12 protein-coding genes are annotated in these 12,462 nt (G+C 47.8%); 11 read left to right on the forward strand and 1 reads right to left on the reverse strand.

Annotated elements, in window-relative coordinates; translation table 11 throughout:
* Positions 1-18: 18 nt before the first annotated feature.
* The 10 genes from ABN764_RS17230 (at position 19) to ABN764_RS17275 (ending at position 10,517) form a co-directional block, all read left to right on the forward strand.
* A complete protein-coding gene (locus ABN764_RS17230; protein ID WP_021256910.1) occupies positions 19-420 on the forward strand; it encodes a cytidine deaminase in 402 nt (133 codons plus the stop codon).
* 99 nt (positions 421-519) lie between these two features.
* Entirely contained in the window at positions 520-1,698 is a 1,179-nt protein-coding gene (locus ABN764_RS17235) for a NupC/NupG family nucleoside CNT transporter (RefSeq protein WP_021256909.1), read from the forward strand.
* Positions 1,699-1,775: 77 nt separating this feature from the next.
* On the forward strand, positions 1,776-2,957 hold the full coding sequence (deoB, locus tag ABN764_RS17240) for a phosphopentomutase (RefSeq protein ID WP_072730430.1): 1,182 nt from the start codon (positions 1,776-1,778) through the stop codon (positions 2,955-2,957).
* A 41-nt stretch (positions 2,958-2,998) separates the two neighbouring features.
* Entirely contained in the window at positions 2,999-3,706 is a 708-nt protein-coding gene (gene deoD / locus ABN764_RS17245; RefSeq protein WP_028531338.1) for a purine-nucleoside phosphorylase, read from the forward strand.
* A 130-nt stretch (positions 3,707-3,836) separates the two neighbouring features.
* Complete coding sequence (locus ABN764_RS17250) at positions 3,837-5,138, forward strand: pyrimidine-nucleoside phosphorylase (protein ID WP_028531337.1); 1,302 nt, start codon at positions 3,837-3,839, stop codon at positions 5,136-5,138.
* 218 nt (positions 5,139-5,356) lie between these two features.
* Positions 5,357-6,052, forward strand: coding sequence for a 5-oxoprolinase subunit PxpB (pxpB, locus tag ABN764_RS17255; protein ID WP_446672613.1), 696 nt, complete (start codon positions 5,357-5,359; stop codon positions 6,050-6,052).
* The gene (locus ABN764_RS17260; protein WP_446672614.1) at positions 6,037-7,014 is read left to right on the forward strand and encodes a 5-oxoprolinase subunit C family protein; all 978 of its coding nucleotides are present in this window, start codon (positions 6,037-6,039) and stop codon (positions 7,012-7,014) included. The genes pxpB and ABN764_RS17260 overlap by 16 nt, the downstream gene beginning before the upstream one ends.
* A 13-nt stretch (positions 7,015-7,027) precedes the next feature.
* Positions 7,028-7,792, forward strand: a complete 765-nt coding sequence (locus ABN764_RS17265) for a LamB/YcsF family protein (protein ID WP_446672615.1) — start codon at positions 7,028-7,030, stop codon at positions 7,790-7,792.
* A gap of 288 nt (positions 7,793-8,080) precedes the next feature.
* A complete protein-coding gene (gene pckA, locus ABN764_RS17270; RefSeq protein WP_446672616.1) occupies positions 8,081-9,703 on the forward strand; it encodes a phosphoenolpyruvate carboxykinase (ATP) in 1,623 nt (540 codons plus the stop codon).
* 163 nt (positions 9,704-9,866) lie between these two features.
* Positions 9,867-10,517 carry a hypothetical protein gene (locus ABN764_RS17275; protein ID WP_268625885.1) on the forward strand — a complete coding sequence of 217 codons (651 nt, stop codon included), beginning with the start codon at positions 9,867-9,869 and terminating at the stop codon, positions 10,515-10,517.
* Between the two features lie 205 nt (positions 10,518-10,722).
* Here the strand turns inward: ABN764_RS17275 and ABN764_RS17280 are convergent, their stop codons facing one another.
* Complete coding sequence (locus ABN764_RS17280) at positions 10,723-11,019, reverse strand: YerC/YecD family TrpR-related protein (RefSeq protein WP_021256900.1); 297 nt, start codon at positions 11,017-11,019, stop codon at positions 10,723-10,725.
* Positions 11,020-11,341: 322 nt separating this feature from the next.
* On the opposite strand from ABN764_RS17280, the gene hppD reads away from it, so the two are divergent.
* Complete coding sequence (gene hppD, locus ABN764_RS17285; RefSeq protein WP_072730438.1) at positions 11,342-12,454, forward strand: 4-hydroxyphenylpyruvate dioxygenase; 1,113 nt, start codon at positions 11,342-11,344, stop codon at positions 12,452-12,454.
* The last annotated feature ends 8 nt before the right edge of the window (positions 12,455-12,462 follow it).

Below are 12,462 nucleotides of genomic sequence, written 5' to 3' on the forward strand. Positions count from 1 at the left end.
AATGAGGAGGATCAGCCCATGAAAGAACAGTTGATTCAAGAAGCGCTGGAGGCGCGCAAGCAGGCTTACGCACCATATTCTCATTTCCAGGTTGGGGCGGCTATTTTAGCGGATGGAACCATTTATCGTGGCTGCAACGTAGAGAATGCATCCTATGGCTTGACGAACTGTGCGGAACGAACGGCTGTATTCAAGGCTGTATCGGAAGGCAAACGTAAGGTAGAAGCTGTTGCTGTAGTTGCGGATACGGAAGGGCCTGTATCTCCGTGTGGAGCTTGTCGCCAAGTGTTGGCAGAGTTCTGCGATGGTGATACGAAGATTTACTTGACGAATCTCAAGGGTGACACAGAGGAATGGACAATGTCCCAACTGCTTCCTGGCGCGTTTTCAGGTGCCGATATGGAAAAGGATAGCGAGTAAAACAAAGATAGCAATCACGTTCGATTTGAAAGCGGTAACAAGGTGCTCTAAATCATTTTTAAGAAATCGATGCATGCTCTAGCATGGGGGGAACTTTACATGAAATTTGTAATTGCGATCATTGGTCTGCTGGCTGTATTCGGACTCACATATATCGCAAGTAAGGATCGACGCAACATTCGCTATCGTCCATTGGCCATAATGGTCGTGTTGCAGGCAATTCTGGCATTTGTGTTGTTGAATACAAGTGTCGGGGAAGTGATAATCGGCAAATTTGCTAAAGTTTTTGAATCATTGCTCGGTTATGCAGCCGAAGGCATTAACTTTGTGTTTGGCGGAATCGTGAATGATATTCAAGGAACTCAATTTTTCTTAAACGTTTTGCTGCCGATTGTATTTATTTCCGCCTTGATTGGTATTTTGCAATACACGAAAATCTTGCCGTTCATTATCAAGTACATCGGTCTTGGATTGAGCAAGGTTAACGGTATGGGGAAGCTGGAATCATACAACGCAGTAGCATCTGCAATTCTGGGTCAGTCCGAAGTATTTATTTCGGTGAAAAAGCAAATTGGATTGCTGCCGGAGCGCCGCTTATATACACTTTGTGCTTCTGCGATGTCGACAGTATCGATGTCCATTGTCGGTGCGTATATGACAATGATTCAGCCTAAATATGTAGTAACTGCGCTTGTATTGAACCTATTTGGCGGATTTATTATCGCTTCGATTTTGAATCCATATAAGGTATCGAAGGAAGAAGATATTCTGGAAGTGCAGGAAGAGCATAAGCAATCGTTCTTCGAAATGCTGGGCGAATACATTATGGACGGCTTCAAGGTCGCGATTACTGTTGCTGCGATGCTGATCGGTTTCGTTGCCTTGATTGCACTTATCAACGGTATCTTCGGCAGTATCTTCGGAATTTCATTCCAAGAAGTGCTTGGCTATGTGTTCGCACCATTCGCGTTCCTGATGGGGGTACCTTGGAAGGAAGCGGTCGATGCGGGAAGCATTATGGCAACGAAGATGGTAGCGAACGAATTCGTCGCGATGCTGGATCTTGGCAAGCTAGCTCTGTCTGAGCGTACTACAGGTATCGTATCTGTATTCTTGGTATCGTTCGCGAACTTCTCCTCGATCGGCATCATTTCTGGTGCAGTGAAGGGACTTCATGAGAAGCAGGGCAACGTAGTGGCACGCTTCGGTCTTCGCTTGCTGTACGGCGCTACGATGGTAAGCGTATTGTCTGCGATTGTTGCAGGTATTTTCCTATAACTATATTCACAACGTCCACTTCTGGTTAAGTGGACGTTGTAAGCATCTAAATCAGCTTGGGAAAGGGGAACGACATGATGACAACATTCAAAAGGATTCATCTTATCGTTATGGACTCGGTAGGCATCGGTGAAGCACCTGATGCGGCACAATTCGATGATGTAGGCTCAGATACACTCGGGCATATCGCACAGGAATGCGGAGGGCTGAACATGCCTAATATGGCTGCACTCGGCTTGTCCAATATTCGTTCGATTCCTGGCATAGAGGTGGCCGAACGTCCCCTAGGCTATTATGGCAAAATGCAAGAAACCTCCCGCGGCAAAGATACAATGACTGGACATTGGGAGATCATGGGGCTGTATATTGATACTCCATTCCGCGTGTTTCCGGATGGATTCCCAGCGGAACTGATTGAACGCATTGAGGCGAAGACGGGACGCAAGGTAATCGGCAACAAGCCGGCAAGCGGAACCGAAATTATCGATGAGCTCGGTGAAGAGCATGTGAAGACAGGCGCTCTCATTATTTATACTTCTGCGGATTCTGTACTACAAATTGCAGCGCATGAAGAGGTAGTTCCATTGAAGGAGCTGTACGAGATTTGTGAGTTCTGTCGCGAAATTACTCGTGATGACCCTTACATGCTTGGACGAATTATTGCTCGTCCATTTGTAGGGGAGCCTGGGAACTTCACGCGTACGTCGAACAGACATGATTATGCCTTGAAGCCATTTGGCCGCACAACAATGAATGAGCTGCAGGATCAAGGCTACGATGTGATCGCATTAGGCAAAATTTCAGATATTTATGATGGCGAAGGAATTACACAAGCAATTCGAACAAAGTCTAATATGGACGGCATGGATAAATTTATCGCGACACTGGATGAGCCATTCAAGGGATTAAGTTTCATAAATCTCGTTGACTTCGATGCATTGTACGGACATCGCCGCGATCCAGCGGGTTACGGACGTGCGCTAGAGGAATATGATGCTCGGCTGCCTGAAGTATTTGCGAAGATGACGGATGAGGATCTGCTCCTCATTACAGCAGACCATGGCAATGATCCAACGTACAAAGGCACTGACCATACGAGGGAGTACGTTCCACTGATTGCATATTCACCGCGCTTTGTAGATGGAGGCAAGGAGCTTCCACTTCGTGGAACATTTGCAGATATCGCGGCAACGGTTGCCGAGAACTTTGCAGTTGCGGCACCAGCGTATGGCAAGAGCTTTTTATCTGATTTGAAATAATTCGGATTTGAAATAATTCATCATACTGGAGGAACATAACTATGAGTGTACACATTGGAGCGAAACAAGGCGACGTTGCAGAAACGATATTGTTGCCAGGAGATCCATTGCGTGCGAAATATATCGCAGAAACGTACTTGGAGGATATTACTTGCTATAACGAGGTTCGCGGGATGCTCGGCTTCACGGGAACTTACAAAGGCAAGCGCATCTCCGTACAAGGTACGGGCATGGGGGTTCCAACAACAAGCATTTATGTAAATGAGCTGATCAATGAGTACGGTGTGAAGAACTTGTTCCGTGTAGGTACTTGCGGTGCGATGCAGAAGGACGTTCATGTGCGTGATGTCGTGCTTGCTCAAGCAACTTGTACAGATTCCAGCATGAACCGTCATGTCTTCGGCGGATATGACTACTCTCCAATCGCCAGCTTCTCCTTGCTGAAGGGGGCTTATGAGAATGCGGTTGCGAAGGGAATGAACGTTCATGTCGGGAACATCTTCACTTCCGACATGTTCTACCGCGATGACAAGTCTGTTGTTCAGAAGCTGATGGATTATGGCGTATTGGCCGTGGAAATGGAAACAACGGCTCTGTACACACTGGCCGCGAAATATGGTGTGAATGCATTGACAATCTTAACAGTTAGCGACCACTTGCTGACAGGTGAGGAAACGACATCGCAAGAGCGTCAAACAACGTTCAATGACATGATGGAAGTGGCATTGGAGACAGCTATTTCGCTGTAAGGAGTTTTGTCATTAGCAACAAGCAAAGGCGTTTATAGGGTTGGCATTATAGTGAATTCGTTTTTGGTTAAGAATGATGAACGAACCTGCGTTCAAGCACATATCCAATGGAGAGCGAGGAGAATCAACGATGAGAATGGTGGATCTGATTGCGAAGAAGCGTGACGGCAAGGAACTGACGACAGAGGAAATTAACTTTGTTATTGATGGCTATACCAAAGGTGATATCCCGGATTATCAAGTCAGTGCATTTGCGATGGCCATTTATTTTCAAGATATGACGGAGCGGGAGCGGGCTGATTTGACGATGGCCATGGTCAACTCCGGTGAAACGATTGATCTCTCAGCAATTGAGGGCGTTAAGGTCGATAAGCATTCAACTGGCGGTGTTGGCGATACGACGACGCTTGTACTCGCCCCTCTAGTTGCGGCATTGGATATTCCAGTAGCCAAGATGTCAGGCCGTGGGCTTGGTCATACAGGCGGTACGATTGATAAGCTCGAGGCAATCGAAGGCTTCCATGTGGAAATTACGAAGGACGAGTTCGTAAACCTAGTCAACAACCATAAAATTGCGGTAATCGGTCAGACAGGCAACTTAACGCCTGCGGACAAGAAGTTGTATGCCCTGCGTGACGTTACAGCAACTGTCAATTCCATTCCGCTTATTGCAAGCTCCATTATGAGCAAGAAGATTGCAGCAGGTTCCGATGCCATCGTGCTCGATGTGAAGACTGGAGCAGGGGCCTTCATGAAGACGGCTGAGGATGCGAAGGAATTGGCGCATGCAATGGTCAGCATCGGCAACAATGTCGGTCGCAAGACGATGGCTGTTATATCCGATATGAGCCAACCGCTCGGACGTGCAATCGGCAACTCGCTTGAAGTACAGGAAGCGATTGATACACTGCGTGGACATGGCCCTGAGGATCTGGAAGAGCTGTGCTTCGCGCTTGGCAGACAGATGGTATTCCTTGCTGGCAAGGCGTCCTCCTTGGAAGAGGCGGAAGAGAAGCTGAAGGAAGTCATCACGAACGGCAAAGCGTTGGAGAAGTTCAAGGAATTCATCGCGAACCAAGGCGGCAATCCAGAGGTCGTCGACGATCCGAACAAGCTGCCGCAGGCTGCTTACAAGATCGAAGTTCCTGCTAAGGAAGACGGCGTAGTGGCAGAAATCGTCGCTGACGAGATTGGTACAGCAGCGATGCTGCTTGGCGCTGGCCGCGCAACGAAGGAGTCCGAGATCGATCTTGCTGTAGGCTTGATGCTGAACAAGAAGATTGGGGATGCGGTTAAGGCAGGCGAGTCCTTGGTAACGATTCATGCAAATCGTGAGAACGTGGATGACGTCATTGCGAAGATTTATGAGAACATTCGGATTAGCGACCATGCAGAGGCACCAGTACTTGTTCATGATATCGTAACGGAATAAATTTAGGTTCAGTGGAGAGCAGGATGCAGGCGGATGCCTTGCAGCTTGCTCTTTTTCCTTTTCATGCAGATTTTCCTATGGATGATCAGAAATAACGGGGGTGTACATCTTATCAAATAACGTTAACGCCTATCATTTTGCGTAATGCGAACCTGGCATGGATAGAGGAATTGAAATCATGCTATCATGAACTCAACAATATCGTAAGGGGGAGCTGCATGAGATATTTTCCGCTCGGAGATTCGGCGGTTGTCGTGGAATTTAGTACCCTCATCGGGCAGGCTGCACATGAGCAAGTTCGGTTGTTGTCACTCTACCTTGACGAACATCCGATGCAAGGGATGATTGAATATATCCCTTCATATACGACTGTAACCGTATTTTATAATCCGGGTCTGCTGCGGTATGATGAGGCACAAGCGCGGCTGGAAATTGCTGTTGCTCAATCATTACATATGAAGCTTGAATGCAATGTTCGAACTGTCGACATACCGGTATGCTATGGTGGGAGCTTCGGTCCTGATTTGAATGAAGTCGCCGCGATTAACCAGCTGTCACCGGATGAAGTTGTTCACATTCATAGTAGCGGGGAATATGTGGTCTATTTGCTTGGGTTTGCGCCAGGATTTCCGTTTCTGGGAGGAATGTCGACGCGGATTGCCGCACCAAGGCGTTCCACTCCACGGCTTGCGATTCCATCAGGGACAGTAGGGATTGCCGGCATGCAAACGGGAGTGTATCCAATCGTCACGCCCGGCGGCTGGCAGTTGATCGGTCGGACACCCGTGCCGTTATTTCGTCCGGATATGAATCCTCCAACCTTGCTAAGAGCAGGGGATAGAATACGTTTTTTGCCAATTACAGAAGAGGAATACACGAAATGGGAGGAGCGCGGGTCATGTGTATCCGGGTAAAATCGGCGGGCATGCTGACAACGGTTCAGGATCTCGGCCGCTTTGGGTTGCAAAAGTACGGTGTACTAACAAGTGGCGCAATGGATGGGGTCGCACTCAGGCTGGCAAACCTGCTGGCAGGCAATGAAGAGGGCGCGGCAGCTTTAGAGATTACGTTGCTTGGGCCGCAGCTTATATTTGAAAAGGGCGCCGTAATCGCTCTAGCGGGGGGCAACTTGTCTCCTAGCATTGATGGAATGAGCATTCCGCTATGGCGTCCCGTGTATGTTCCTGCAGGAAGCACATTACAATTCGGGAGAACTGTATCGGGCTGCAGAACCTATCTGGCAATAAGCGGCGGGATATCCGTCCCGGAAGTGATGGGTAGTCGCAGCACTTATTTACGGGCAGGAATAGGTGGATTGCATGGTCGAGCGCTTGAAGCTGGAGATGTACTGGAGATGGGAGAAGCTACTGAACCGTTCAAGTTATGTTCTCTTGAAACGATTGTCATGCCATGGGGGGCCAGCTTTGCGATTCGTCCTGCTTACAAAGAAAATCCGGTGCTTCGCGTCGTCCGTGGTCCTGAATTCGATACATTCAGTGAAGAAAGCAAGCATCGATTATGGACGGAGCCATTCCGCGTCACGACGCAGTCGGACAGAATGGGCTACCGGCTCGCAGATGTGCCGTTGACAGTGGCAGAACCTGTTGACATGATCTCGTCTGCCGTTAGCACAGGCACGATTCAAGTACCGCTGGAAGGTAATCCGATCGTGTTGTTGGCGGATCGACAAACGGTCGGTGGATATCCGCGAATCGCTCATGTAATTAGTGTGGATTTGCCGCTCATCGCCCAAGTGAGACCAGGCGGGTATATTCGATTTGCAGAGGTTACACAAGAAGAAGCACAGGATTTGTATGTGAAGCGGGAACAAGAAATTGCCCAATTCCGGCAGGGACTATCCCTGCGGATTCGTTAGGAGGGAAAGTACTATGCATCAAATCGATATAAACTGTGATATGGGAGAGAGCTTTGGCGCATATCGGCTTGGCTCGGATGAAGCAATTTTGCCGTTCGTAACATCCGTGAATATTGCTTGTGGTTTCCATGCTGGCGATCCATCCGTCATGAAGCGGACTGTAGCAGCAGCACTTGAGCGTGGGGCAGCAATTGGGGCTCATCCCGGACTACCAGATCTAGCTGGATTCGGACGGCGCAACCTCGACATCACTCCTGAGGAAGCCTATGATTTGGTCGTCTATCAGGTGGGGGCGCTATACGGATTTGTTACAGCGGCTGGCGGCAAGATGCAGCATGTGAAGCCGCATGGCGCTTTGTACAACATGGCTGCAAGCAACTGCGCGCTGGCTGAGGCGATTGCCCGAGCTGTCCATGATATGAATCCAGAGCTGGTGTTATTCGGACTATCGGGAAGTGAGCTCGTAAAGGCGGGACAAGTCGTTGGACTTCGCTGTGTGCATGAAGTATTCGCAGACCGGACGTACCAAGCGGATGGTTCTTTGACGCCGCGTCGGGAGTCCAATGCGCTGATCACGGTTACAGAAGAAGCGGTACAGCAGGTCATTCGCATGGTAAAAGAAGGGGTTGTCCACGCTGTCCAGGGTGTTGATGTGGCGATTCAAGCCGATACGGTATGCATTCATGGTGATGGCACACATGCGCTTGCCTTTGCCCAAAGCTTGCGGCAACGGTTGAGTGATGAAGGAATTGTTGTGCGATCCGTTTGGGCGAAGTAGGAGTTAATCCTATTTTCTGACTTATATATAGAAGAGATAGCGTCAAGGAAGCTGAGGGAAGTAAGCCAGAAATGGGGAAAAAGGTGTTATGCTTTTTTAAAAGAGAGTTCATCTCTTAGAGAAGCATTGACACCTTTTTTATTTGTCTATTGTGAAAACATTTTCAAAATGACGTAATAAATAATTGGATTCACCCAATTCGCTTTTATATATTGCGTATTATTTATTTATAGTATACATTAAATGAAAAAGGATAAAATATACATTTTCTTAGTTGTTGGAGACGGGATGAAACAAGAACTCGGTAACAGTGGAATAGGGAGGATAACCGTGATCGCGAAAAATAAGGAAAGCACTCAATTGGCTGGTCTGTATGTAGATGAATCTCAGAGGAACCTGGCGGTTGCCAAGCTGGTGGAATCCGCTCTCTGCAACGGAGAAGGTCATCTGACTTCGACTGGCGCTTTGCAAGTCACAACGGGCAAATATACGGGACGTTCCCCGAAGGATAAGTTCATCGTCAGAGAGTCGGACACAGCAGACCATGTCGCTTGGGGCGAGGTGAATCAGGCTATCACCTCTGAGCAATTCGACTCGTTGTATAACAAAACGATCAACTATATGAAGAACCGCAAGCTCTTTGTATTCGACGGTTATGCAGGGGCAGACCTGGCTTATCGTTTGCCTGTCCGCTTTATTAATGAATACGCGTGGCAAAATTTATTCGTTCAGCAATTGTTTATACGTCCAACAACGAATGAGCTGTTAACTCATGAACCTGATTTTACTGTGATTGCAATGCCTGGCATGAAGGCGGATCCCGCTGTCGACGGGACGAATTCCGAGACGTTCATTGCGATCTCATTCGAAAGAAAGACTGTGCTCATCGGCGGTACCCATTACGCAGGCGAGATAAAGAAATCGATTTTCAGCGTGCTGAACTATTTGCTTCCCTTCCGTGGCGTCATGCCGATGCACTGCTCGGCGAATGTCGGGGAGGATGGAGACACGGCATTGTTTTTTGGATTATCGGGAACAGGGAAGACGACTTTGTCGGCTGATCCGGATCGCGGCTTAGTCGGCGATGATGAGCATGGCTGGTCCGATGCGGGCGTATTCAATTTCGAAGGCGGCTGCTATGCCAAATGCATTGGGCTGTCGCAGGAGAAAGAGCCGCAAATCTGGAATGCAATCCGGTTCGGCTCTGTCCTGGAAAATGTGTGGATTGACACCGTAACCGGTGAGGCAGATTACCATAGTAATACACTAACGGAGAACACGCGGGCCGCTTATCCGATTGATTATATTCATAACTCGATCATTCCCGGTACCGCAGGCCATCCGAATGTCATTATCTTTTTGACCGCCGATGCCTTTGGCGTCCTGCCTCCCGTATCCAAGCTGACGAAGGAGCAGGCGATGTATCACTTCCTGTCCGGCTATACATCCAAAATGGTAGGTACGGAACGCGGCGTAGTCGAACCAGAAGCGACATTCTCGGCATGCTTTGGAGCTCCATTCCTCCCCTTGAGACCGGATGTATACGCAGAAATGCTCGGCGACAAAATCACGAAATACGGTGTGAAGGTTTATTTGGTCAATACAGGATGGAGCGGCGGTCCTTACGGGATTGGCGAGCGGATGAATCTGTCGTACACAAGAGCGATGGTCAAGGCGATTATGAATGGAAGTATCGAGAAGGCAGCCTTCACTTCTCATCCTGTATTCGGCATGCTTATCCCTGATGCAGTACCATTCATTCCCCATGAACTGCTTGATCCGAGGAATATGTGGGCGGATAAATCGGCTTATGATCGTAAGGCGAAGCAACTGGCGGAGATCTTTGCTCGCAATTTCGAGAAATTCAGCGATGTAGCGGAATCAATCAAGCTTGCCGGTCCGCAGGTATAATTGCTGTGAGGAGAGGGGCTGCCTCTGCGTTGTGTTCATAACGCAGAGGCAGCCCTGATTCATTTTGTGCGGGGAGACAGGGAGACATGCAGCGAAGGAAGATTGTAGGGGGGAGGGCGGCGAAATCTCTTATTTAGATAAATTAGGAGGCGTGAAGGAACTAATGGCGAGCATCATGGAGATCGAGCAAAGGCTTTCGCAAATAAAAAGCATTTTAAATAAAAAGAGAAACAAAATAGATCAAGAAATGTATGACCTAATTGATGAGCGCAGAATATTGAACAGGAAAGTATCCTTACTGAAGGGTGAAGAAACAGCTATACCCATTAAAACAACATTTCCGCAGGATGTTGGAGCTCCGCTTCCTCATGTTGTTTCAAATGGATACAAAACCTATTTATTATACTATATAGGCACTAGTAACCCCGATTGGGATGAAAGTACAAACATCATTCACGTACTTGATCCGCAATCGAAAGATTATGTTGCACTTATCCAATTTGAAAGGTGTTACAGCATTAGATTCGGTGGAGTTAATGATGAAGTATTGCATGGACATCCGCTCTATGAGCATGGGCTTGAAGGTTATGAGATGCACGAAATCAAAAATTCTTCCTGGATAAATGAACAAAAGAAAATCAATTCAGTACACTCTAATTTTAAGCAAGAGTTATGGGACGCGAGAAAACACTATATTTTTACTTTTCATGATGATATTTTCGAGTGTATAGCTAATGAATATGTTGTTCAGGTTTTTAGAGGGAAATTAAGCAGCGTAATGCTGCTTGCAAATGAAATGTTGTTCTCTGACTGATGCGGAAAATAAGCATACTGCTTATTCAGCATTTGTCTCCCATACGCTGAAAACAAAATGCGGGGCGCGACAGTTGCACCGCACTTCGGCCAATTTGGCTCGAAAAGTCAAGCAAGACGGGTAGAGAGGCCGACATGTGCTAACTCCCCCCGCTTAACATGTGTCGGCTTTGACGAGCCCGTAACACTGTAAGCACCGAATTTTATTACGATTGCTGCTCAAGTCTGCTAAGCATGAGCCGGTAACTTCCGTTGCCATTGTGCAGGATCCGCTTGACGCGCGAAATAATGGCCGTGCTTGCGCCAGTCTCCGCTTCGATTTCCATATACGTGTTGCCGTTCAACAGCAATTTGGCGACTTCCAACCGTTGGGACAGTGCCTGCAGTTCTTTGGGTGTCGTCAATTCCTCAAAAAAATCATAACATTCCTCAATGCTTTGCAGCTTCATAATGGCCTCCAGCAATTGCTCAATCGCCGGGTCGCCGGAACGCTTGGCACACATATCGTCGATCAACTCCAATTCGAAATGAATACCACGAATGCGCTTACGCTTTACTTTTTGACAAGAAGACGTCTATTTCCTTCTATTTGTTCAAAAAACTTTCACATTCAATTCAATGAAGATACGCTCAACTTGTTAGCTTCCTCACTGCGATAGTGCGTCGATGCGGTTTATCCCCGCCGAATTCATGCGTATCAGTTCAGCCGCGGTTCTTCCGCCGTGCGTTGGAGCATGGGCGCGTTCGAGTACACTTTTGCTAGATATTGGTATCCATCATATACTCTCAATGGAAGCAATCCATGTGAGTGTAGGAGGATGTTGAATGAAGAGACAAGAGGTTTTCGAATTAACGGAGAAAGAGATTTTCCCAATTCAAGAAATCGACTACATTGAACTTTATACAGGGAACGCAAAGCAAGCGATGCACTATTTCGTAAAAGGGTATGGATTCCGCCCTATTGCCTACTCTGGACTGGAAACCGGAAACCGAGAGCAAGTATCGTATGTAATCGAGCAGAATAAAATTCGGTTCGTACTCTCTGGCGCTCTCTCTGACGACCATCCAATTGCCGAGTTCGTTAAATTGCACGGGGACGGGGTCAAGGATGTTGCATTGCGGGTTAGTAATGTTGAAAAGGCTTACAAGGATGCGGTCTCACGCGGCGGAATTCCCATTATGGAGCCGGTCGAATATTCGGATGAGCACGGCAAGGTCAAAAAAGCAATCATCGGCACATATGGAGATACGATTCATACGCTGATCGAGCGGGATAATTACGAGGGATTATTCCTTCCTGGCTATCAATCTATCGAAGACACCCTACCACATCAATCGTCCGGACTGATCGGCATCGATCATGTCGTCGGCAACGTGGAACAAATGGAAGAATGGGTAGCTTACTATGAAAATGTGATGGGCTTCAAGCAAATGATTCATTTCGATGACAAGGATATCAGCACGGAATATTCGGCCTTGATGTCTAAAGTGATGCATAACGGCGGCAGAATTAAATTCCCGATCAACGAGCCGGCGACTGCCAAGCGCAAATCGCAGATTCAGGAGTATCTGGAATATTATAAAGGAGCAGGCGTGCAGCATCTAGCCCTGCTGACGAACGATATTGTCTCTACGGTTACGGCGCTTCGCGAGAACGGGGTAGAGTTCCTGAGCACGCCCGATTCCTACTATGAAATGCTGACGGAACGGGTTGGAAGCATTGACGAAGATATTGCCAAGCTTCAGGAATTGAAAATTTTGGTGGATCGCGATGATGAAGGCTATTTGCTGCAAATCTTCACGAAGCCACTTGTCGATAGACCGACGTTGTTTTTCGAGATTATTCAACGCAAAGGAGCTATTGGCTTCGGCGAAGGCAATTTCAAGGCCTTGTTCGAATCGATCGAACGGGAGCAGGAGCGCCGCGGCAACTTGTAGCCCCGCGC

It is taken from the genome of Paenibacillus wuxiensis (assembly GCF_040195695.1).
Classification (GTDB): Bacteria; Bacillota; Bacilli; order Paenibacillales; family Paenibacillaceae; genus Paenibacillus_B; species Paenibacillus_B suaedae.

Coding starts and splice junctions, on each gene's coding strand:
- ABN764_RS17230 (WP_021256910.1), top strand. CDS start 19: ATGAAAGAACAGTTGATTCAAGAAGCGCTGGAGGCGCGCAAGCAGGCT.
- ABN764_RS17235 (WP_021256909.1), top strand. CDS start 520: ATGAAATTTGTAATTGCGATCATTGGTCTGCTGGCTGTATTCGGACTC.
- deoB (WP_072730430.1), top strand. CDS start 1,776: ATGACAACATTCAAAAGGATTCATCTTATCGTTATGGACTCGGTAGGC.
- deoD (WP_028531338.1), top strand. CDS start 2,999: ATGAGTGTACACATTGGAGCGAAACAAGGCGACGTTGCAGAAACGATA.
- ABN764_RS17250 (WP_028531337.1), top strand. CDS start 3,837: ATGAGAATGGTGGATCTGATTGCGAAGAAGCGTGACGGCAAGGAACTG.
- pxpB (WP_446672613.1), top strand. CDS start 5,357: ATGAGATATTTTCCGCTCGGAGATTCGGCGGTTGTCGTGGAATTTAGT.
- ABN764_RS17260 (WP_446672614.1), top strand. CDS start 6,037: ATGTGTATCCGGGTAAAATCGGCGGGCATGCTGACAACGGTTCAGGAT.
- ABN764_RS17265 (WP_446672615.1), top strand. CDS start 7,028: ATGCATCAAATCGATATAAACTGTGATATGGGAGAGAGCTTTGGCGCA.
- pckA (WP_446672616.1), top strand. CDS start 8,081: ATGAAACAAGAACTCGGTAACAGTGGAATAGGGAGGATAACCGTGATC.
- ABN764_RS17275 (WP_268625885.1), top strand. CDS start 9,867: ATGGCGAGCATCATGGAGATCGAGCAAAGGCTTTCGCAAATAAAAAGC.
- ABN764_RS17280 (WP_021256900.1), bottom strand. CDS start 11,019: ATGTGTGCCAAGCGTTCCGGCGACCCGGCGATTGAGCAATTGCTGGAG.
- hppD (WP_072730438.1), top strand. CDS start 11,342: ATGAAGAGACAAGAGGTTTTCGAATTAACGGAGAAAGAGATTTTCCCA.